21 protein-coding genes and 3 tRNA genes are annotated in these 21,077 nt (G+C 74.1%); 19 read left to right on the top strand and 5 right to left on the bottom strand.

Annotated elements, in window-relative coordinates; all coding sequences use genetic code 11:
- The first annotated feature begins 151 nt into the window (after positions 1-151).
- From ABD296_RS39455 to ABD296_RS39445, 3 genes are all read left to right on the top strand, one after another.
- Positions 152-1,141: an NAD(P)H-dependent glycerol-3-phosphate dehydrogenase gene (locus tag ABD296_RS39455; RefSeq protein ID WP_344279931.1), complete on the top strand. Its 990-nt coding sequence runs from the start codon at positions 152-154 to the stop codon at positions 1,139-1,141.
- 86 nt (positions 1,142-1,227) lie between these two features.
- The gene (locus ABD296_RS39450; RefSeq protein WP_344279928.1) at positions 1,228-2,352 is read left to right on the top strand and encodes a D-alanine--D-alanine ligase family protein; all 1,125 of its coding nucleotides are present in this window, start codon (positions 1,228-1,230) and stop codon (positions 2,350-2,352) included.
- Between the two features lie 133 nt (positions 2,353-2,485).
- Positions 2,486-3,157, top strand: coding sequence for an acetamidase/formamidase family protein (locus ABD296_RS39445; protein WP_344279925.1), 672 nt, complete (start codon positions 2,486-2,488; stop codon positions 3,155-3,157).
- Here ABD296_RS39445 and ABD296_RS39440 read toward each other — a convergent pair.
- Positions 3,154-3,867 (bottom strand): enoyl-CoA hydratase-related protein, encoded by a 714-nt coding sequence (locus ABD296_RS39440; protein WP_344279922.1) that lies wholly within the window; start codon positions 3,865-3,867, stop codon positions 3,154-3,156. The two genes, ABD296_RS39445 and ABD296_RS39440, sit on opposite strands and share 4 nt — an antisense overlap.
- A gap of 78 nt (positions 3,868-3,945) precedes the next feature.
- On the opposite strand from ABD296_RS39440, the gene ABD296_RS39435 reads away from it, so the two are divergent.
- The 8 genes from ABD296_RS39435 to ABD296_RS39400 all read left to right on the top strand — a co-directional run bounded on the left by ABD296_RS39435 (position 3,946) and on the right by ABD296_RS39400 (position 9,419).
- The gene (locus ABD296_RS39435) at positions 3,946-4,521 is read left to right on the top strand and encodes a TetR/AcrR family transcriptional regulator (RefSeq protein ID WP_344279919.1); all 576 of its coding nucleotides are present in this window, start codon (positions 3,946-3,948) and stop codon (positions 4,519-4,521) included.
- A gap of 110 nt (positions 4,522-4,631) precedes the next feature.
- The gene (locus ABD296_RS39430) at positions 4,632-5,525 is read left to right on the top strand and encodes a metal-dependent hydrolase (RefSeq protein ID WP_344279916.1); all 894 of its coding nucleotides are present in this window, start codon (positions 4,632-4,634) and stop codon (positions 5,523-5,525) included.
- Positions 5,522-6,565: a PDR/VanB family oxidoreductase gene (locus ABD296_RS39425; protein ID WP_344279913.1), complete on the top strand. Its 1,044-nt coding sequence runs from the start codon at positions 5,522-5,524 to the stop codon at positions 6,563-6,565. Before ABD296_RS39430 ends, ABD296_RS39425 begins: the two co-directional genes overlap by 4 nt.
- A 74-nt stretch (positions 6,566-6,639) precedes the next feature.
- Positions 6,640-8,133 carry a protein kinase domain-containing protein gene (locus tag ABD296_RS39420; protein ID WP_344279910.1) on the top strand — a complete coding sequence of 498 codons (1,494 nt, stop codon included), beginning with the start codon at positions 6,640-6,642 and terminating at the stop codon, positions 8,131-8,133.
- Positions 8,134-8,370: 237 nt separating this feature from the next.
- Positions 8,371-8,444: transfer RNA gene (locus ABD296_RS39415), tRNA-Leu, on the top strand.
- 5 nt (positions 8,445-8,449) lie between these two features.
- Positions 8,450-8,522, top strand: a tRNA-Leu gene (locus tag ABD296_RS39410).
- A gap of 27 nt (positions 8,523-8,549) precedes the next feature.
- A tRNA-Tyr gene (locus ABD296_RS39405) sits at positions 8,550-8,631 on the top strand.
- Positions 8,632-8,693: 62 nt separating this feature from the next.
- Positions 8,694-9,419, top strand: a complete 726-nt coding sequence (locus ABD296_RS39400) for an OBAP family protein (RefSeq protein ID WP_344279907.1) — start codon at positions 8,694-8,696, stop codon at positions 9,417-9,419.
- Positions 9,420-9,456: 37 nt separating this feature from the next.
- On the opposite strand, the gene hpnR is transcribed toward ABD296_RS39400, so the two are convergent.
- The gene (gene hpnR, locus ABD296_RS39395) at positions 9,457-10,932 is read right to left on the bottom strand and encodes a hopanoid C-3 methylase HpnR (protein ID WP_344279904.1); all 1,476 of its coding nucleotides are present in this window, start codon (positions 10,930-10,932) and stop codon (positions 9,457-9,459) included.
- 135 nt (positions 10,933-11,067) lie between these two features.
- Between hpnR and ABD296_RS39390 the strand changes: the two genes are divergently transcribed.
- Positions 11,068-11,679: a TetR/AcrR family transcriptional regulator gene (locus tag ABD296_RS39390; RefSeq protein WP_344279901.1), complete on the top strand. Its 612-nt coding sequence runs from the start codon at positions 11,068-11,070 to the stop codon at positions 11,677-11,679.
- Here the strand turns inward: ABD296_RS39390 and ABD296_RS39385 are convergent.
- A complete protein-coding gene (locus ABD296_RS39385) occupies positions 11,676-12,158 on the bottom strand; it encodes a DUF3515 domain-containing protein (RefSeq protein ID WP_344279898.1) in 483 nt (160 codons plus the stop codon). The two genes, ABD296_RS39390 and ABD296_RS39385, sit on opposite strands and share 4 nt — an antisense overlap.
- Positions 12,145-12,378, bottom strand: coding sequence for an Lrp/AsnC family transcriptional regulator (locus ABD296_RS39380; RefSeq protein WP_151542521.1), 234 nt, complete (start codon positions 12,376-12,378; stop codon positions 12,145-12,147). Before ABD296_RS39380 ends, ABD296_RS39385 begins: the two co-directional genes overlap by 14 nt.
- A 137-nt stretch (positions 12,379-12,515) precedes the next feature.
- On the opposite strand from ABD296_RS39380, the gene ABD296_RS39375 reads away from it, so the two are divergent.
- The 3 genes from ABD296_RS39375 to thiD all read left to right on the top strand — a co-directional run bounded on the left by ABD296_RS39375 (position 12,516) and on the right by thiD (position 15,485).
- Positions 12,516-13,478 (top strand): thiamine-phosphate kinase, encoded by a 963-nt coding sequence (locus tag ABD296_RS39375; protein WP_344279893.1) that lies wholly within the window; start codon positions 12,516-12,518, stop codon positions 13,476-13,478.
- A gap of 101 nt (positions 13,479-13,579) precedes the next feature.
- On the top strand, positions 13,580-14,608 hold the full coding sequence (locus ABD296_RS39370; RefSeq protein ID WP_344279890.1) for a cellulose binding domain-containing protein: 1,029 nt from the start codon (positions 13,580-13,582) through the stop codon (positions 14,606-14,608).
- A gap of 64 nt (positions 14,609-14,672) precedes the next feature.
- Positions 14,673-15,485: a bifunctional hydroxymethylpyrimidine kinase/phosphomethylpyrimidine kinase gene (gene thiD, locus ABD296_RS39365; protein ID WP_344279887.1), complete on the top strand. Its 813-nt coding sequence runs from the start codon at positions 14,673-14,675 to the stop codon at positions 15,483-15,485.
- 135 nt (positions 15,486-15,620) lie between these two features.
- Here the strand turns inward: thiD and rpmB are convergent, their stop codons facing one another.
- Positions 15,621-15,815, bottom strand: a complete 195-nt coding sequence (gene rpmB, locus ABD296_RS39360; protein WP_067632165.1) for a 50S ribosomal protein L28 — start codon at positions 15,813-15,815, stop codon at positions 15,621-15,623.
- Positions 15,816-16,017: 202 nt separating this feature from the next.
- On the opposite strand from rpmB, the gene ABD296_RS39355 reads away from it, so the two are divergent.
- The 4 genes from ABD296_RS39355 (at position 16,018) to ABD296_RS39345 (ending at position 20,881) form a co-directional block, all read left to right on the top strand.
- Complete coding sequence (locus ABD296_RS39355) at positions 16,018-17,601, top strand: DAK2 domain-containing protein (protein WP_344279874.1); 1,584 nt, start codon at positions 16,018-16,020, stop codon at positions 17,599-17,601.
- A 33-nt stretch (positions 17,602-17,634) separates the two neighbouring features.
- Positions 17,635-19,824 carry an ATP-dependent DNA helicase RecG gene (gene recG / locus ABD296_RS39350; RefSeq protein WP_344279871.1) on the top strand — a complete coding sequence of 730 codons (2,190 nt, stop codon included), beginning with the start codon at positions 17,635-17,637 and terminating at the stop codon, positions 19,822-19,824.
- A 50-nt stretch (positions 19,825-19,874) separates the two neighbouring features.
- Positions 19,875-19,955: a putative leader peptide gene (locus ABD296_RS50730; RefSeq protein ID WP_404800517.1), complete on the top strand. Its 81-nt coding sequence runs from the start codon at positions 19,875-19,877 to the stop codon at positions 19,953-19,955.
- Between the two features lie 65 nt (positions 19,956-20,020).
- Positions 20,021-20,881, top strand: a complete 861-nt coding sequence (locus ABD296_RS39345) for a HEAT repeat domain-containing protein (protein ID WP_344279869.1) — start codon at positions 20,021-20,023, stop codon at positions 20,879-20,881.
- The last annotated feature ends 196 nt before the right edge of the window (positions 20,882-21,077 follow it).

Genomic DNA, 21,077 nt, shown 5'->3' with positions numbered 1-21,077 from the left:
ACGACGTCGCCGCCCCGGACGCCGCCGTCTCCGACGCGGCCGCGTCGGAGGCCGAACCGCCGGCGGGCGCCGCGGGCGGTGACGCCGCCGGGAAGGCCGGCTCCACCGAGACCACGAAGGCGGGTGACTCGTGACCTACCGCACCGCGGTGATGGGCGCCGGGTCCTGGGGGACCACGTTCGCCAAGCTGCTGCACGACGCGGGCGGGGAGGTCACCCTGTGGGCGCGCCGCCCCGGGCTCGTCGAGGCGATCAACGAACGGCACGAGAACACCGACTACCTGCCCGGCGCCCCGCTGCCCGAGCCGATCCGGGCGACCCTCGACCCGGCCGAGGCGCTGGACGGCGCCGACTTCGTGGCGCTCGCCGTCCCGGCGCAGACGCTCCGCGACAACCTGTCCGCGTGGGTGCCGCTGCTGCCGCCCGGCGCCGTCCTGGTCAGCCTGATGAAGGGCGTGGAGCTCGGCACCACCCGGCGCATGTCGGAGGTGATCGGCGAGGTCGCCGACGTCCCCGAGGAGCGGGTCGCGGTGTTCAGCGGGCCGAACCTGGCGCGCGAGATCGTGACCGGGGAGCCGAGCGCCGCCGTCGCCGCGTGCGTGGACGAGGCGGCCGCGCGGCAGCTGCAGGCCGCGACCATGACCCCCTACTTCCGCGTCTACACCTCCACCGACGTGATCGGCGTCGAGCTCGGCGGGGCGATCAAGAACGTCGTCGCGCTGTGCGTCGGGATGTCGGTCGGCCTCGGCTTCGGGTCCAACACCCAGGCGGTGCTGATGACCCGCGGGCTCGCCGAGACCGCCCGGCTCGGGATGGCGCTCGGCGCCGACGAGCACACCTTCGCCGGGCTCGCCGGGATGGGCGACCTCACCGCCTCCTGCGTGTCGCCGCTGGCCCGCAACCGGACGTTCGGCGAGAACCTCGGCCGCGGGATGACCCTCGAGCAGGTCATCGCCGTCACCAAGCAGACCGCCGAGGGCGTGAAGTCCTCGGAGGCGGTGCTGGAGCTGGCCCGCAAGCACAACGTCGAGATGCCGATCACCGAGGCGGTCGTCTCGGTGCTGTACCACGGCACCCCGATCAAGGAGGCGGCGATCTCGCTGATCTCCCGCTCGCCGAAGCCGGAACGGTACGGGGTATGACGCCCCCGGCGGCGGGCGGGGGCGGCCGGGGCGCGCCCGGATCGTTCGTGGCCGCGCCGTACTGATCACCGATAGGGTCGGGAATCATGTCCCAGGTTTCTAAGACGCGCGTGGCCGTGGTGTTCGGCGGGCGCAGCTCCGAGCACGCGATCTCCTGCGTCACCGCGGGCGCCGTGATGGCGGCGATCGACCGGGACCGCTACGAGGTGCTGCCGATCGGCATCGCCCGCGACGGCCGCTGGGTGCTCGCCCCCGAGGACCAGCGGCTCGCGATCGAGGACGGCCGGCTCCCCGAGGTGTCCGGCGGCGGCAGCGCGCTCGCGCTGCCGTTCGACCCCGACAGCCGCGGGCTGATGGTCGTCGAGCCCGGGACGGTCCCCGCCACGCTCGGCGAGGTCGACGTCGTCCTGCCGCTGCTGCACGGCCCGTACGGCGAGGACGGCACCATCCAGGGTCTGCTGGACCTGGCCGGCGTCCGCTATGTCGGCGCGGGGGTGCTGGCCAGCGCGGTCGGCATGGACAAGGGCTTCATGAAGCTGGTCTGGCAGGCGCGCGGGCTGCCCGTCGGCCCGTACGTGCTGATCGGCGACCGGGAGTGGCGGCGCGAGCGCAAGCGCAAGCTCGACGAGGTCAAGGAGCAGCTGGGGCTCGCCGCCGGCCGCGCGGTGTTCGTCAAGCCGGCCCGCGCCGGGTCCAGCATGGGCATCACCCGGGTCGCCGGCGAGGCGGACCTGGAGGCGGCGGTGGAGACGGCCCGCGAGCACGACCCCAAGGTGATCGTGGAGGCGGCGATCGAGGGCCGCGAGATCGAGTGCGGCGTGCTGCAGGGCCTGGACGACGGCCCGCCCGAGGCGAGCCTGCCCGCCGAGGTGATGACGGCGAGCGGCCACGACTTCTACGACTTCGAGACGAAGTACCTCGACGCCGGCACCCGGATGGTCATCCCGCCGGACCTGCCCGCCGAGGCGATCGAGGAGGTCCGGGCGGTCGCGGCGCAGGCGTTCGAGGCGCTGGACTGCGAGGGCCTCGCCCGGGTCGACTTCTTCCACACCCCCGACGGCCGCTGGATCCTCAACGAGATCAACACGATGCCCGGCTTCACGCCGGCGTCGGCGTTCCCGCAGATGTGGGCCGCGACCGGCCTGGACTACCCGTCCCTGGTCGACCGGCTGATCCAGACGGCGCTGCGCCGCCCCGTCGGCCTGCGCTGACGCGGCGCCGGGCGGTGCCCCGCCCGCGGTGAAGGCGGGGTGACCTGACGTTCGCGGCGGTGAAATCGGGCCGAAACGGGGCCGGGAAAGGATCGGTCCATTCCCGGTCGCCGTTCTGGAAGGACGCCCCGCCTTGACGCTCTCACCTGTCGCGCCGCCCAGCCCGCCCGCCGTCGCAGAGGGGACGCGGCCGGTCCCCGGTCACAACCGGTGGCATCCCGCGATCCCCGGCGTCGCCGAAGTGATCACCGGCGGGTCGGTCCGAATGGAGTGCGCGGGCCGCGAGCCGGGTGAGGACGCGGTGCTGTGCGGCCCCCTCGTGGTCGTCGGCGCCGAGCCCGGCGACGTCATCGTGGTTGACGTCCTCGGCGTCGGCCGCGCGGACGGGCTGTACTGCGCGTCCGGGCATCCCGGCCTCATCGGATGCGCCCCGCCGGAACGGCCCGTCCGCGCGGCGGCGCCGGGCGGCGACGAGGGCTCGGTGCTGCTCGGCGCCGTGCACCCGGCGGTCCGCGCGCGGGTCGCCGCGGAGGCGGTGCGCAGCGAGGCGCGCGGCCGGGAGATCGGCGGCTGCGCGATCGCGCCGCTCACCGCCGGATCGCGGATCCTGCTGCCCGTCCACGTGCCCGGCGCGAAGCTGTCGGTGGGCGACCTGCACTTCCCGGCGCGCGGCGCGCTCGACTGCGGGACGGCCGCCCTGCCCGGCTGGATCGACCTGCGGGTCAACCTGACCCGGCGCGGCATCGAGCGGTTCCGGGTGAACGGGCCGATGCTGATGCCCTCGCCGTCCCCGCGGATCGCCTAGCGGACGCTGGGGGCGGCGCCCAGGGCTTGGAGAGCCAGGGCGGTCTCATGCTCCAAAGCCGCGCGCTCGTCGCGTCCGGCTTGGTCGAGGATGGAGGCACGGACGGCCTGCAGGGCGGGCTCCGGCAGGGACGCCAGGCGCACGGCCAGCGCGAGCGCGGCCGGGAGCGCCTCCCCGGCGGGGGTGAGTTCGCTGATCAGGCCGCAGTCAAGGGCCTCGCGGGCGGGGACGCGGCGCGCGGTGAGCGCGATGTCGAGGGCGCGGGCGGTGCCGATGAGGCGTGGCAGCCGGACCGTGCCGCCGTCAAGAGACGGGAGGCCGTGCTCCAGGTTGAGGAAGCCGAACTCCGCGGTCTCGGACGCTACGCGCAGGTCGCACCAGAGGGCCAGCTCGAACCCGCCGCCGAAGCAGTAGCCCTCGATCGCGGCGATCACCGGCTTGGCGGGCGGGGTGCGGGTCACCGCCATCGGCGGCGGGCCGTCGAGGGTGGGCGCGGGGAAGTCCCCGGCGGCCATCGCCTTCAGGTCGTTGCCCGCGCAGAACGTCCCGCCGGCGCCGGTCAGGACGGCGACCCGCGCGTCGCCGGCCGCGAACTCGCCGAAGGCTCGCGCGAGCCCGGCGGCGGTCGGGCCGTCGACCGCGTTGCGGCGGGCGGGCCGGTCGAGGGTGATGATCTGGACGGCGCCGTCTTGCTCGGTCCGCACGGTCATGGAGGGCCTCCGGTCTGAATAGATCGATCGTCATATTAGATAGATCGATCTAGCGACGACAAGGGCTAGGGTGTGGCCATGACGAGCGACACCCGTACCCGGCTGCTGGAGGCGAGCGCCCAGCTGTTCCGCGAGCAGGGGTACGCCGGAACCGGGTTGAAGCAGATCACGGCGGCGGGCGAGGCGCCCTGGGGGTCGCTGTACCACTTCTTTCCGGGCGGGAAGGAGCAGCTCGGCGCCGAGGCGGTCGCGCATTCGGGCGGCCGGTACCTGAAGCTGTTCGACATCGTCTTCGATGGGGCGGACGGCGATTTCGTCCGGTCGGTGCGCGACTTCTTCCAGTTGAGTGTCGAGGCGCTGGAGCGATCGGGCTGGGCGGACGGCTGCCCCATCGCCACCGTGGCACTGGAGACCGCGAGCACGAGCGAGCCGTTGCGGCACGCGTGCGCCGAGGTGTTCGTGTCGTGGCAGGAGGCGATCGCGCGGCGGCTGCGGGCGGCCGGCGTGCCGGACGGGCGAGCCGCCGACCTCGCGACGTACGTGCTCAGCGCCTTCGAGGGCGCGCTGGTCCTCAGCCGGACGGCGCACGACACGCGGGCGCTGAAGGTGACCGGCGGCATCGTCGCCGAGACCGTCCGGGCCGCGCTTCCCTGACCGGGACGGGGTGACGCTCCTCACCGGTGCGTGCCATTGTTGGGCGCCGAAGCCGCCGGTATTTTACTGGACAGCCCGTCAATAGTCCGTGGCGCGCGGGAGGGAAGCCCATGTCGGTTCAGCGTCCGCCGGTGCGGCCCCCGGAGCCGGAGAACATCGTCCTGCGGGCGCGGGACGTCCGGTTCGACTGGTCGGACGTCCCGCTGCACTGGATCCCACGCGACCCGGTGGCGACGCACCTCATCAACGTCCTGCACATGCTGCTGCCGGCCGGTGAGGAATGGTTCGTCAAGGTCTTCAAGGAGGCCGTCCCGTACATCAGGGACGACCGGCTCCGCGAGGACGTGCTCGGCTTCATCGGCCAGGAGGCCATGCACGCGGCCTCCCACGACGCCGTCCTCGACCACTTCGTCGAACAGGGCCTGGACGTGCGGCCGTTCGTCCGGCAGGTCGAGTTCGTCTTCGAGGACCTGCTCGGCGACCGCGGCCTGGAGGGCGAGCGCCGGCGCGCGTGGCTGTTCGAGCGGATCGCCCTGATCGCCGCGATCGAGCACTTCACCGGCGTGCTCGGCGACTGGATCCTCAACGCGCGGGCGCTGGACAAGGCCGGTGCGCACCCGATGATGCTGGACCTGCTCCGCTGGCACGGCGCCGAGGAGGTCGAGCACCGGCACGTCGCGCACGAGCTGTTCATGCACCTCGACGGCTCCTACGGGGCACGGCTCCGCGCGATGGGCGAGACGATCACCATGCTCGGCGCGCTGTGGCACCGCGGGCACCGCTTCCTCATGGCCCGCGACCCGATCGTCAGGGGCCGGATCAAGGGCGGGCTGCGGCATCTGCGCCGCACCGGCCCTGCGGGCCTCACCCCGGACGGCCGGATGGTCGGCGCGTCGGTGGTCCGCTACCTCAAGCGCTCCTACAGCCCGCTGAACGAGGGGTCCACAAGCCAGGCGCTGGCCTACCTCGCCTCGTCCCCGGCGGCGCGGGCGGCGCAGCGGTGATCCCGCCCGACCTGCGGGGACGCCGCGACCGCGACCCGTTCTGGGTGGCGGTGAACGCCGCGTTCAACGGGATCCAGCGCGTCCGGTCGCTGCGCGACCCGGCGCCGCCGCGCGTCCGCCCGGTCGACCGGACGATGCGGCTGACCGTCCTGGAGGTGCGCGAGGAGGCCGAGGACGTGGCGGCCGTCCGCCTCGGCGCCGCCGACGGGCGGGCCCTGCCCGGCTGGCAGCCCGGCTGCCATCTGGACGTGCTGCTCCCGTCCGGGCGCCGCCGCCAGTACTCGCTGTGCGGGGACCCGGCCGACCGGCGCACGTACCGCATCGCCGTCCGCCGCCTGCCCGCCGGAGGCGGCGGCTCCGTCGAGATGCACGGCCTGCGCGAGGGCGCGTCGCTCGCCGTCCAGGGGCCGCGGAACGCCTTCCCGTTCCTGGCGCACGACCGGTACCTGTTCCTCGCGGGCGGCATCGGCATCACGCCGATCCTGCCGATGGTGACGGCCGCCGAGCGGTTCGGCGCGGACTGGCGCCTCGTCTACACCGGCCGGACCCGCGCGTCCCTGCCGTTCCTGGACGAACTGCCCGCGGGACGTGTGACCGTCCGCACCGACGACGAGCACGGCGTCCCGTCCGCCGCCGACCTCCTCGGCGACGTCCCCGGCGACGTCCCCGGCGGGACGGCCGTGTACTGCTGCGGCCCCGCCCCGATGATCGACGCCGTCCGCGCGGCCGTCGGCGAGGACGCGACACTGCACTATGAGCGGTTCGCGCCGTCGCCGATCGTCGGCGGCAAGCCGTTCGAGGTGGAACTGGGACGCAGCGGCCGGGTCCTCGCGGTGCCCGCCGACCGGTCCGCTCTGGACGTGATCCGGGACGTGCTGCCGGATGTGGCCTACTCCTGCCGGCAGGGGTTCTGCGGCACCTGCCGGACCGGCGTGCGCGCCGGCGACGTCGACGACCGCGCGCTGTCCGACCAGGGCGACGCCACCATGCTGACCTGCGTCTCGCGCGCCACCGGCGGCCGGATCACCCTCGATCTGTGATCCGGCGGCGGCCCCGGCCGCCGCCGGAATATGCCAGTCTTGGGGGACTGGTCCCGTCCCGAGGAGAACGCGCCGTGCCGCCTGCCGACCTGCCGGATCGCATCGGTCCCTACCGGGTGGTGGACCGGCTCGGCGAAGGCGGGATGGGCGCGGTCTACGTCGGGCTCGACGGGACCGGACGCAAGGTCGCGATCAAGGTGATCCGGCGCGAGTACGCCGCCGACCGGCAGTACCGGGCACGGTTCCAGGCGGAGGTGGCCGCGGCGCAGCGCGTCCGCCCGTTCTGCACCGCGCCGGTGCTGGACGCCGACCCGGCGGCCGACCCGCCGTACCTGGTGACCGAGTTCGTGAACGGCCCCAGCCTGGACGCCGCCGTCGACAAGGACGGCCCGCTGCGCGGCGCCGACCTGGAGGCCGTCGCGGTCGGCATCGCCACCGCGCTGACCGCGATCCACGACGCCGGCGTCGTGCACCGCGACCTCAAGCCGGCGAACGTGCTGCTGTCCACGTTCGGCCCGCGCGTGATCGACTTCGGCATCGCCCGCTCGGTGGACGGGACGCGCCTCACCGCGACCGGCGGCATCGTCGGCACGCCCGCGTTCATGGCGCCCGAGCAGCTGGACGGGCGCGGGGCGGCCCCCGCGTCCGACGTGTTCGCCTGGGGCGCGACCGTGGCGTTCGCCGCGCGCGGCGGCCCCTGCTTCGGCGGCGACTCGCTCCCGGCGATCATCCACCGGATCATCAGCGGCGAACCCGACCTGAGCGGGCTGAACGGAACGCTGCTGGGCGCGGTCGAGGCGGCGCTCGCCAAGGACCCGGCGCGCCGCCCGTCCGCCCAGGCCCTCCTGGACCGCCTGATCTCCGGCGGCGCCCCGCGGCAGGTCGCGTCCGCCCCGTCCGCCTCGGCCGGCGCGGCGCAGGCCGGCGCGCCACAACGGGGCCCGCAGACCCCGCCGCCCGCGCGGCACACCGGCCTGTCGCAGACCCCGCCCCCACCGCACGCACAGACCCCGCCTCCATCGCACGCGCCGACACCGCCGCCCGGCCCCGCGCCGTCACCCGCGCTGGCGGCGGGCGAGGCCGACGCGCTCGTCGAGCGACAGTACCGGCAGGCCGCCCAGGCGGGCGATCCGTCCGCGATGCGGAACCTCGCGGCGCTTCTGGGCATGCAGGGCCGCACTGCCGAGGCCGAGTCGTGGCAGAAGTACGCCGACGCGGTCGCCTCCCGGCCGGCGCCTTATGCGCAGCCCACGGCTCCCGGCGCGTACGGCCCGCCGACCCAGCCGCCGCACGGCGCCGGGGGCCGGCCGAACCCGTACGCCAAGCCCTCCTACAACCACGCCTCGATCTACGCGCTGACCTGCGGGCTGGTCGGGCTGATCTCCTGCGGCCTGACCTCCATCCCGGCGATCGTCGCCGGGCACATCGCGTGGGCGCGGGTACGCCGCTCCCGGCAGCGCGGCCTCGGTTTCGCGATCACCGGGATCACGCTCGGCTGGCTCATGGTCGCGTTCTGGCTGCTGGTCCTGCTCGGCTGGTCCCTGCCGGACGACACCTCCAGCGGCTGAGCATCGCCGGCGGTAAATGCGTTGCGGGTTCCGGGCGGCGGCTGGCACCGTGGAACACGTCAGCCCGTCCAAGACGGTGACACGAGACCTCGAGAGGAGGACCGGCCATGGCGATGGAGCAGCTACGACTTCGACTGCCTTCGGCGTCGCACGCCCGCCCCGGCCGGTATCCCCACTCCTAGAGGCCCTTCTCGGAGACCCGGCCGAGCCGCCGCGAGCGACGCCTCGCACAGCCCTGCGGCTCTACCCCAACCGGCAGAGGGGCCATCCCCAGATGGTGGACGTTCCGGGTTCGAATCCCGGGAGCCGCACGCAGGCCTCCGTAGTCCAACGGTAGAGACAGCGGCATGAGGTGCCGTGTGCTGGGGGTTCGAATCCCTCCGGAGGTACGGCGCGGGCCAGGGAGCCCGCCGCACGGGGCGGCGCCGACGCGGGAGAGTCGGGCCTGTCTGTAAAACAGGTGCATTGTCTGAGCGGGTTCGAATCCCGCCCGCCCCACCGTGATTTCCCCGTCCTCCGGGGCAGGAGGGTCCGAAAGGAACCGACGGAGGGTGGATCCGGTGAACCCCAAGGTCAAGGAGCGCCGCAGCCCCGTCCGCCCGCCAGGTGAGGGCAAGGGCGCGTGGCTCGCCACGCTGGAGCAGGGCGCGAACCTGCTGCAGGACCGGGCGCCGCTGAAGGACTTCGACGTCTACGTCGTCGGGTTCCACTGCGCGAAGGACGAGCCGGACGCGCAGATGGAGGCGCACCACTACTGCAAGGTCGTCAACGACGACATGCTGCAGTGCGTGCTGTTCGACGGCAACACGCGCGACGCGAACCTCATCGGCATCGAGTACATCGTGTCGGAGTCGCTGTTCGCGTCGCTGGACGAGCCGGAGAAGGCGTACTGGCATCCGCACAACTTCGAGATCCTTTCCGGCCAGCTCAGCGCGCCGGGCCTGCCGGACGTCGCGGAGAAGGCGTTCCTGAAGCTCCTGATGAACTCCTACGGGAAGACGTGGCACACCTGGCACACGGGACGGCACGACGAGGGGCCCGGCCACGCGATGCCCGTCGGCGAGCCGAAGCTGATGTGGTCGTTCAACCGCGAGGGCGAGTGCGACGAGGCCCTCAAGCGTGACCGGGACGAGACGATGCGGCTGGACACGGCGAAGAAGAGCCGGGAGCGGCAGGAGTTCGTGCCGCTGGCGCACCCGCAGTGCGGCGTCGACGCGATGCGGGACCAGTTCTCCGGTACGACGCCCATTCCCGGCGTCACCGACGTGGACGGCCGGGCCGAGTAGCCCTGGAGGTCCACCGGCCCAGCGGAGGCCCGTCGGCTCAGCGCTGGCGTTCGTGGATGTAGAGCTCCTTGCGGCCGGCGGGGCCGACCGCGCGGTGGTCCGGGATCGGCAGCTCGTAGCGGACCTTCCGCAGGTGGTCGCCGTACTGCCGGTCGGCGTTGTAGACGGACCGGAACTTCCAGATCGACCGGGCGAAGTTCGTCTGGCCGCGCCACAGGTGGCGGCCCATGATGCCGAGTGTCTGGGCCGCCGCGGCGACGCCGAGATGCTTGCGGTTCATCACCGACTGGGTCTTCACCAGCTCGCGGTAGAACTCGTGGAGTGGCAGGTTGGTCGGCACCACCGCGTGCTGGATGTCGAAGAGCCGGTAGTCGCGCGTCGTCAGCTTGCGCGACTCGGTGTGCCAGATCTCCGTGCCGGGATACGGCGTCATCACGGTGAGGTTGACGATCTCCGGCACCGACAGCGCCCACTCGCGGACGAGCTTGAACTGCCGCGAATCCCACGTCGGGTCGACGATCAGGTTGACGGCGACGGTGAGGCCCATCGCCCGCGCGAGCTCCAGGGCCTTGATGTTGGTGTCGGGGCTGGTCCGCTTGCGGTAGCGGTCGAGGCCCTCCTCGTCGAGCGCCTCCATGCCGAGGAACATGTAGTTCAGGCCGAGCCGCCGCCAGCGCTCGAACACCTCGGGGTGGCGCAGCAGCACGTCCGCGCGGGTCTCCAGGTAGTACTCCTTGCGGATGCCGCGCCGCTCCACCTCGGCGGCGATCGCGTCGCCGTGCTCGGGCTTGATGAACGCGACGTCGTCGACGATGAACAGGCCGGGCTCGCGGATCGAGGCGATCTCCTCCGCGGCGGCCTGCGCCGACACCTTCCGGTAGGTGCGGCCGTAGAACGTCCACGCGCTGCAGAACGAGCAGTCCCACGGGCAGCCGCGGGTGAACTCGATGGACGCGGCCGGGTCCAGGACGCCGATGAAGTACTTGTGGCGGCGCCGGGTGAGGTCGCGCGCGGGCCGGGGCGCGTCCAGGCTGTCGAGCAGCAGCGGCACCTTCTTGCAGGTGCCGTCGACGGTCACCGCGCCCGGGACCTCGCCGAGGCCGCCGTCGCGCGCCGCCTCCAGCAGCATCGGCGCGGCCACCTCGCCCTCGCCGCGCAGCACCGCGTCCAGCGCCCCGTTCGACTGGTCGAGGACGTGCTCGGCGATGAACGACACGCTGTGCCCGCCCGCGAACACGAAGCAGCGCGGCAGCCGGCGCTTGATCTCCTTGGCCAGGTCGAGGACCTCCGGCACGTTGGCCAGGTAGTTCACCCCGAAGCCGACCGCCTCGGGCTCGAACTCGCGCAGTTCGCGGCGCAGGTCGTCGTGCGTGAACACCTGCAGGTCCAGCAGGCGCACCTGGTGGCCGGCGGTGCGCAGCGCCGCGGCGACCCGTTCGACGCCGAGCGGCTCCAGCCGCAGGAAGATCTCCGAGTACATCAGGCCGCTGGGATGGACCAAGAGGGTGCGCATCGGTTCCTTTCCCAGCTCATCGGATGTTCCGGTCGGTGCCGGGGCGTCCGGCCCCCGCACAGCGGACTGTTACCCGTGACCACGGAGAGTTAACGAATTTGCCGGAGCGTCGTCACTGATCTAATGTCCGGACACGTGTCCGGAGATCTGACGACCGAGCCCACCCGCCGTCGCCTCACGCCGCGCCAGGCCGACACGGTGCGGCGGCTCACCGACGCCGCCGTCGAGGAGGTCCGCGACACCGGCTACGAGGGGCTGACCGTCCGCAACGTGGCCCGCCGCGCGGGCGTCGCGCCGGCCACCGCCTACACCTACTTCGCGTCGAAGAACCACCTCATCACCGAGGTGTTCTGGCGGCGGCTCAGCGCGCTGCCGGACGTCGAGACCGGCGACGCGGGCGGCGCGGGCGGCTCCGACGTCTCCGACGGGGCGGCCGCGCGGGTCGTGCGGGTGCTGCGGGAGATCGTGCTGCTGGTCTCCGACGAACCGGAGCTCGCGGCGGCGTGCACCACCGCGATGCTCGGCACCGACCCCGACGTCCGGGAACTGCGCGGCCGCATCGGCGCCGCGATCCGCGCCCGGCTGCGCGCGGCGCTGGGCGAGCACGCCGACCCGGCGGTCCTCGGCGCGCTGGAGATGGCCTACTCCGGCGCGCTCCTGCAGGCGGGCATGGGCTACACCTCGTACGCCCGCATCGCCGACCGGCTCGCCGGGGCGGCGCGGCTCATCCTGCCCGGGCCGCGCTAGATCTGCCCCTCGGGCTTGGCCGGGATCGTCGCCTTGATCGCGGGGGTCAGCTCGATCAGCACGTCCCCGGCCGGCCGGTACTTCGCCGGGACGGTCACCTCGACGTAGGCCTGCCGGCCGACCGCCGTCCAGGTCACCGGCCGGTCCACCGGCTGCCCGAACCAGCTGATCCCGTTGATGTCCACCAGCTCCGAGGTCTGCCGCAGCGCGGACGGGATCGGCACGCCGCAGCGCAGCGCGATCGCCGGCGACCCCCACGCGGCGGTCAGCTGCGAGTCCGGCTCGGTGTCGCGCAGGGACTGGCCGTGCACCTTCGCCGGCAGCCGCAGCCCCTCGCAGAGCCGCTGCGTCGCCGCGTCCGGGTGAGGCACCGGGACCTCTACGGCGCCGTCCCCGCACGCCGCGGGCAGCAGCGCGAGCGGGACGAGCAGGACCGGCGCGAAGCGGAACCGGAACCGGAACCGGTCAGATGTGAACAATGGGGCACGTGAGGGTGCGCGTGATGCCCTCGACCGTCTGGATCTGCGCGACGACGAGCTTGCCCAGCTCGTCCACATTCCGCGCCTCCGCTCGGACGATCACGTCGTAGGGTCCCGTGACGTCCTCCGCCAGGGTCACGCCGGGAACGCCGGAGATGTGGCCCGCGACCTCGGCCGCCTTGCCCACTTCAGTCTGGATGAGGATGTAGGCCTGCACCAACACGTCCTCCCCGGGCGGAGAAATAGCCGTCGGACGGTCACCGTATCGTGTTACGCGCCGCCGCGGGGGTCCGGGGGGCGCACAGCGCGGGCCACGGCTACGGGCACGGTGTGCGGACGGGACCGGACGGTGCGGGCATGGACAGGGTCGCGAAGCGGGAACGGGGCGGAACGGGGCGGATGGGCACCATCGGGGAGCTGGGGGAGTTCGGGCTGATCGGCCGGCTGACGCGCGGGCTGCCGCGGGGAGCGGACGTCCGGCTCGGCCCCGGCGACGACGCCGCGGTCGTCGCCGCGCCGGACGGACGCGTCGTCGCCACCACCGACCTGCTCGTCGAGGGGCGGCACTTCCGCCGCGACTGGTCCGGCCCCTACGACATCGGCCGCAAGGCCGCCGCGCAGAACCTCGCCGACGTCGTGGCGATGGGCGCCCGCCCGACCGCGCTGCTCGTCGGGTTCGCGGCGCCGCCGTCCACCGACGCCGACTGGGCCGTGCGGCTCTACGACGGGCTCGCCGACGAGTGCCGTCGCGCGGGCGCGTCCGTCGCGGGCGGCGACGTGGTCGGCGCGCCCGGGATCACCCTCGCCGTCACCGCGCTCGGCGACCTGGGCGGCGGGCGCCCGCTCACCAGGTCCGGCGCGCGCCCCGGCGACGTCGTCGCCGTGCGGGGCAGGCTCGGCTACGCCTCCGCCGGGTGGGCGCTCCTCGCCGAGGGACGGGACGGGCCGCCCGAGCTGCTCGACGCGCACCGCCGCCCGGAGCCGCCCTACGAGGCGGGAGCGGAGGCGCGGGAGGCCGGCGCGACCGCGCTGCTCGACGTCAGCGACGGCCTCGTCCAGGACCTCGGGCACATCGCCGCCGCGAGCGGGGTGCGGATCGACGTCGACTCCGCGACACTGGTCGTCCCGGAGGTCCTCGGCCCGGACGGGCTGCGGCACGTGCTCACCGGCGGCGAGGACCACGGGTTCGCGGGGACCTTCCCGCCGGATTCGCCGCCGCCCCCGTCCTGGACGGTGATCGGATCCGTACGGGAGGGGGACGGGGTGCGCGTCGACGGGCGCGTTCCGGACGCCACCGGATGGGACCATTTCCGGGGGTGAACACCCCATTGACGCAGAAGGTCCACCGGTGCGCTTTCCCTCATCCGGTAGGCATGTTTGGTACTGGTTTGGTATACATCCTGTGATCGAAGAGGAATGGGATGGGACGACACACCAAGCGCGAGCAGTCCGCTGACGGGCCCGTGCCGGACGATCCGGCGCCGGCGGGATCGGTCTACGGTGCTCCCTCCGCCCCGTCCTTCGAGGCCTTCTCCGGCCCCACCGACGACCAGGTGTTCTTCTCCTACGAACCCTTCCCGCCCGGCTCCCCGGCCGGGACGCCCGCCGGCCCGCCGCCCGCCGCGCAGCGCCAGCACGGCCCCCCGGAGCAGCACGGATTCGCGCCCTATCCCGGTGACTACCCGGGCGGCCTCCCCGCCTCCCTCGCCGGCCGCGACGACCGCGCCTACGGCGAGGACCGCTTCCAGGGCTACGCCGACGACCCCGCTCCCGTCCCCGCCGCCGCTCCCGCCTTCGGCCACCTGGACGACCGCGCCGCAGGCATCGCCGAAGACCGCATGCCCGGCCCTCCGGCTCCGCCTCTTCCGCCGCCTCCGCCACCCCCGGCCGCCGGATCCGATGACGACTCCGCCGAGCACCCCTCGGCCCGGACCCGCGTCGCCAAGCTCGTCTCCGCGCTGCCCGTCCCGATGCTGCCGATCGTCGCGCTCGTCATCGCCGTCGGCGTCGTCGCGTACGCGCTGAGCACCCAGCAGATCTCCCTCAACTTCGCCGGCGGCGCCCCCAAGGACCCGATCGACAACCCGCGCGACAGCCAGGTCTCCCAGCGCGGGCCCGGCAACCGCGCCAGCCGCGCGAGCCGCCCCGACGGGCTCGTCATCGCCTTCCATGTGACGTCCCGCACCAGCACGGCGTTCCGGGCCACCGCCACCATCACCAACAAGGGCCAGAAGCCCGTCGGCGCCTGGGCGCTGGCCTTCGGGATCCCGGACGTGACGACCCGCGCGGTCAGCGGCGCGACGGTGGTGAAGACCGGGAAGCTCCTCTACGTCCGCGGCCGGACGGGGATCGCGCCGGGGCGTTCGGTCCAGTTCGTCTTCACCGCGGACGGAACGCCGCGGAAGCCGACCTACTGCCTCATGAACAAGCTGGCCTGCACCATCCTGTGACACCGGGCCGGCGACGCCCGGCCGAGAGCGGCACCGCCCTGCAGATCGCCATAAAGTGGACGTCATGCAGCAGAACGCGTCCGCGCCCCGGCAGACCCCGCCCCTCGTGCTCACCATCGCGGGCTCGGACTCCGGCGGCGGTGCCGGGATCCAGGCGGACCTGAAGACCATGCTCGCCCTCGGCGTGCACGGGATGAGCGTCATCGCCGCCGTCACCGCGCAGAACTCCCTCGGCGTCCAGGGCTACTGGGAGCTGCCGGTGGAGGCCGTCCGGGCGCAGCTGGACTCCGTGCTGTCCGACATCGGCGTGCACGCGATCAAGACCGGGATGCTGGCGTCCACCGCGCTGGTCGAGACGGTCGCCGAGGCGCTGGCCGCCTCGGACGCCCCGTCCGTCGTGGACCCGGTCGGCGTCTCCAAGCACGGCGACTCGCTGCTGGCGCCGGGCGCCGTCGACGCCGTCCGCACGGCGCTGCTGCCCGCCGCCACCGTCGTCACCCCGAACCTGTACGAGGTCGAGCAGCTCACCGGCGTCAAGGTGGTGGACGAGGCGGACCTGCGCGAGGCCGCCGAGGCGGTCAAGGCGCTCGGCCCGCGCTGGGTACTGATCAAGGGCGGCCACCTGCCGGGCGAGCCCGCCGACCTGCTGTTCGACGGGGAGCGGGAGCACCGCTTCACCGCGCCCCGGCACGACAACCGGCACACCCACGGCACCGGCTGCACCCTCGCGTCCGCGATCGCCTCGCAGCTGGCGCTCGGCGACGACGTCCCCACGGCGGTCGGCAAGGCGAAGGAGTACGTCACCGGCGCGATCGCCGCGGGATTCCCGCTCGGCGCCGGGATCGGTCCGGTCGACCACGGCTGGCGGCTGCGTTGACGCAACCCCGGCCCAGAGGGTTCGCCCGGCGGCTGGGCGCGGTGCGCCGGAAGGCGGCCGGACATGCGAAAGCCGGCTCACCGGGCGTTCCCGATGAACCGACTTAGGCTCAGCCGAACCGACTCGGCCCCGTGCTCAGACGGTCGGCTTGACGATCTTGCCGGCCTTGATGCAGGAGGTGCAGGCGTTGATCCGCTTGGTGCTGCCGTTCACGACGGCGCGCACGCGCTGGATGTTGGGGTTCCAGCGGCGCGGGGTGCGGCGGTGCGAGTGGGAGACGCGCATGCCGAAACCGGGTCCCTTGCCGCAGACGTCGCAGACGGAAGCCACGGGAAACTCCAAGTGGGTGTCGATGCTCTACCGGAGCGCCACCCGTCGCCGCCGCAGGCGGCCCGGGCACGATGTGCGCTCGCTGATGAGCGCCTCGGACGAGGCGCACGGATCAGACTAGCCGAACGGCCCACGACTAAGCGAATCGATGCTGCGCTCGGGCGTCTGGCGCCCGGTGCCGGGCGCACTGCAAGATAACGCGATGGTCCTTGATGCGGTGGCGGTGCGGCGGTGGTGCAGGCTCGCGGCGGACGCGCTCGGCCGCACCCGCGGGGAGATCGATGCGCTGAACGTGTTCCCCGTCCCCGACCGGGACACCGGCACGAACCTGCACCTGACGGTGCTCGCGGCGGCGGACGCGGCGGACGCCCTGCCCTCCGGCGCGGGCACGGCGGAGACGTGGCGGGCGGTCTCCCAGGCCGCGCTGCTGGGCGCCCGGGGCAACTCCGGTGTGATCCTCAGCCAGGTGCTGCGGGGCATGGCCGAGGTCCTCGGGGCGGCGGCGCGGCCGGACGGCGAGGCTCTCGCGGAGGCGCTGAGGCATGCGTCCGTGGTGGCCAGGACGGCGGTCGAGCACCCGGTCGACGGCACGATCCTGAGTGTGCTGGACGAGGCGGCCCCCGCCGGGTCGTCGGCGTCCGGCGCGGGCTTCGCCGGGACGGCCCGCGCGGCGGCGGACGGGGCGCGCCGGGCGCTGCGCCGCACCACCGGGCAGCTCGACGTGCTGGCCCGCAGCGGGGTGGTGGACGCGGGCGCCGCCGGGATGTGCGTGGTGCTCGACGCGCTCGCCGCCGTGATCACCGACGAGTACCCGGAGCACTACGAGGTCCCCGCCCGCACCGCCGGGACGGCGCCGGCGCCGGCCGATGACCCCGGGCCCGAGGGCCCAGGTTACGAGGTCATGTACCTGCTGGACGCGCCGGACGCGGCCGTCCACCGCCTGCGGGAGACGCTCGACGGCCTCGGCGACTCGCTCGTCGTGGTGGGCGGCGACGGCCTGTGGAACGTCCATGTGCACGTCGACGACGCGGGCGCGGCGATCGAGGCGGGCATGGCCGCCGGGCGCCCGCACCGCCTCCGCGTCACGTACCTGCACGCCGTCACCGGCGACGGGCACCCGGCCCATGCCGGCCGGGCGGTGATCGCGGTGACCGCCGCCGACGGGCTGGCCGCCCTGTTCGAGGAGGCCGGCGCCAGGGTGGTGCGGCGCGAGCCCGGCGCGGTGCCGCCGCTCGCGGTGCTGGCCGAGGCGATCCTGGCGGCCGGCGACGAGGTGGTGGTGCTGCCGAACGAGCCCGAGGTCCTCGCGCTGGCGGAGGCGGCGGCCGAGCGCGCCCGCGACGGCGGCGCCCGGATCGCGGTGGTGCCCGCCAAGGCGTCCGTGCAGGGGCTCGCGGCGCTCGCGGTCCACGACCCGCTGCGCCGCTTCGGCGACGACGTGATCGCGATGACGCGGGCCGCCGGCGCCACCCGGTTCGGGCACCTGGAGGTGGCCGCGCAGGAGGCGGTGACGAGCGTCGGCCTGTGCCGGCCCGGCGACGTCCTCGGCCTGATCGAGGGCGACGTCGCGACGATCGGCGGGGACGTCGCGCAGGTCGCCCGGCACGTCCTGGACCGGATGCTGTCCGGCGGCGGCGAGCTGGTCACGCTGGTCGCCGGGCGGTACGCGCCGCCCGGGCTGGCCGAGGCGCTGGAGGAGCACCTGCGCGGCGCCCATCCCGATGTGGAGGTCGGCGTCTACGACGGCGCGCAGCATCGCTACCCGCTGCTCATCGGAGTCGAGTGATTGGTGTCCGCGCCATGGGCTAGAAAGGTGTCCGTGGCGAATCTCGACGAGCCGTTGCGCAACGTCCTGGGCGACAAGACCGCCAAGGTGCTGGAGAAGGGCCTCGACCTGAGCACGGTCGGCGACCTCCTGCACCACTATCCGCGCCGCTACGCCACCCGCGGCGAGCTGACCCCGCTGAACGAGCTGCTGGACGGCGAGCACGTCACCGTCATGGCGGAGGTCGTGAAGGTGCAGGGGCGGACGCTGACCCGCAGCCCCGGCTACGTCCTGGAGATCACCGTCACCGACGGGACCGGGCAGCTGAAGCTGAGCTTCTTCGGCCGCAAGGGCTCCTACCGGCCGGAGAAGGACCTCTCGCCGGGCACCCGCGGCCTGTTCGCCGGCAAGATCAGCACCTACCGGCCGCGCAGCGGGAACGTCCAGCGCCAGCTCACCCACCCGCAGTACAAGGTCATTGCGGAGCGGACCGCCGAGCAGGCCGCGCAGGAGTGGGCCGACGAGATCATCCCGATCTACCCGTCCACCAAGGGGCTGGACATCGAGACCATCGGCAAGTCGGTCGAGCTGGTCCTGGACCAGCTCGACCTTTCCGGCGACCCGATGCCCGAGACCCTGCTGCGCCGCCGCGACCTGATCGGCCTGCGCGAGGCCTACGAGGGCATCCACCGCCCCAAGAGCTGGGACGAGCTGGGCCGCGCCCGCGCCCGGCTGAAGTGGGACGAGGCGTTCGTCGTGCAGGTCGCGCTGGCGCAGCGCCGGCTGGCCGCCGCCGCGCTCCCGGCCAAGCCGCGCCCGCCGTCCTTCGGCGGCGTCCTCGCCGAGTTCGACGCCCGGCTGCCGTTCGAGCTGACGAAGGGCCAGCGCGAGGTGGGCGACGAGATCGCCGCCGACCTCGCCCTCGAACACCCCATGCACCGCCTCCTGCAGGGCGACGTCGGAGCCGGCAAGACCGTGATCGCGTTGCGGGCGATGCTGCAGGTGGTCGACGGCGGCGGGCAGGCGGCGCTGCTGGCGCCCACCGAGGTGCTCGCGCAGCAGCACTACCGGTCGATCACCGGGATGCTCGGCGACCTGGCCCAGGCGGGGCAGATCGGCGGTGCCGAGAACGCCACGCGGGTCGCGCTGCTCACCGGGTCGCAGGGGGCGAAGGCGCGCAAGGCGGCGCTGCTGGACGCGGCGTCCGGCGCGGCCGGGATCGTCGTCGGCACGCACGCGCTGCTGCAGGAGACCGTGCAGTTCGCCGACCTCGGGCTCGTGGTGGTGGACGAGCAGCACCGGTTCGGCGTCGAGCAGCGGGACGCGTTGCGCGAGAAGGTCGACGGCGGCCGTCCGCACGTGCTGGTGATGACGGCGACGCCGATCCCGCGGACGGTGGCGATGACGGTGTTCGGCGACCTGGAGACGTCGGTGCTGGGGCAGCTGCCCGCGGGCCGCTCGGAGATCCAGACGCATGTGGTGCCGCCCGAGCGGCCGAACTTCCTCGCGCGGACGTGGGAGCGCATCCGGGAGGAGGCCGCGCAGGGGCGGCAGGTCTACATCGTCTGCCCGCGCATCGGGGAGAAGGAGGGCGACGAGGGCGACGCCGTCGCCGCCGATGAGGACGGCCGCCGGTCCCCGCTCGGCATCATGGAGTTGCTGCCGCAGTTGGAGGAGCTGCTGGCCGGGCTGCGGATCGGCGTCCTGCACGGCAAGCTGCACCCGGACGAGAAGGAGGCGGTGATGCGCCGCTTCACCGAGCGGGACCTGGACGTCCTGCTCGCGACCACGGTCATCGAGGTCGGCGTGGACGTGCCGAACGCCACCGTGATGGTGATCATGGACGCGGACCGGTTCGGGGTGTCCCAGCTGCACCAGCTGCGCGGGCGCGTCGGGCGGGGCTCGCTGCACGGGCTGTGCCTGCTCGTGACCGACGCCGAGCCGGGGAGCAAGGCGCGCGAGCGGCTGGACGCGGTGGCCTCGACGACCGACGGGTTCGAGCTGTCCCGGCTCGACCTGGAGCAGCGGCGCGAGGGCGACGTGCTGGGGGCCGCGCAGGCGGGCCGCGCGTCCAGCCTCCGGCTGCTCACGCTGCAGCGCGACGAGGACGTCATCCGCGACGCCCGGGACGAGGCGACGTCGCTGGTCGAGGCCGACCCCGACCTGTCCGGCCACCCGGGCCTGGCGACCGTGCTGGCGTCGCTGCTGGACGAGGACCGCGCCGGCTTCCTGGAAAAGACGTAATTCCTACCTATTAAGTTGACTTTGGGGGCGTTCGCCGCCACCATGGACCTGTGACCCCCAACGTGGCCCTCATCGCCCGGCTGCACGTCGACCTGCGGCGCGTGGCCAGCGCCCTGTGTTCCCGTCGCTGATCCCGCCACGGGCCCGGCGCCCGCCAGGCCCGCTTCAGGACCGACGGCTTCCAGGAGGCCACACCATGACGATCACCCATCTCGACGACGTGGAGGAATCCCTCCGCGCCCCAGACCCCGCGACCCGCGCCGCCGCCCTCACCGCGCTCTCCGCGGCCGTCCGAGCCGGCGACGCGCCGCGAGGCGCCGGCGACACCCTCGCCTGGGCGCTCGCCGACGAGGACGAGCACGTCCGCGCCGCCGCGGCCGACGCGCTGCGCCGGCTGCCCGAGCTGTACATCGGCGAGGACGGCATCGGCGCGCTGCGGCTCGCCGTCGCCCGCGGCCGCGACCCGCTCGTCCGCGACACCGCCGCCGAACTGCTCGCGCTCCTCGCCCGGGGCGCCGGCGAGCTGTACGCGCAGGGCCTGCAGGACGACGAGCCGCAGGTCCGCATCCAGGCCGTGCTCGGGCTCGCCGCGCTGGGCGCCGTGCCGGAGGTCGCCGACGCCGCCGACGACCCGTCCCGCGAGGTGCGGGTCGCCGTCGCCGAAGGCCTCGCCCGGCTCGCCGGCCCGGCCGCCCTGACCGCGCTGGAGCACCTGCTCGGCGACCACGACCCGGTCGTCCGCATGGCCGCCCTCGACGCCGCGGCAGAGCTGGGCGTCCCCGAACAGCTGGAGTCCCGCGTGGCGGCGGCCACCGCCCACGCCGGCTGGCAGGCGCGCCGCCGCGCCGTCCGCGCGCTCGGCAGGGCGCGGGCCGACGCCGCGATCCAGCCGCTCGTCCAGGCCCTCGGCGACCACGTCGTCGACGTGCGCCGCGCGGCCGTCCGGGCCCTGGAGCAGTGGGCGGCCGACCGTCCCGAGGTCCTCACGGCCCTCACCGAATCGCTCACCGACCCGGACCCGGGTGTGCGCACCCAGGTCCGCTGGGCGCTCGCGTAGGCGTACGCGAGCGTGCGGGCGGACCGCCGGCGTGGCACGGCGCCGGCGGCCCGCCCGCTCCCACCGCCCGACCCCAGCCACCGCCCGACCCCTGGCCACCGCCACCGGGCTTGAACCTCAGCCACCAGTCACGGGCAGGCACGCGGAGCGAGCGCAGCGAGCGGAGCGGGCCTGCCCGCCGACCGCAAGGGCGGGT

The organism is Actinomadura napierensis, from assembly GCF_039529375.1.
In the GTDB taxonomy this organism is placed as follows: Bacteria; Actinomycetota; Actinomycetes; order Streptosporangiales; family Streptosporangiaceae; genus Spirillospora; species Spirillospora napierensis.
This window is presented reverse-complemented; position numbering and strand designations above follow the sequence as displayed.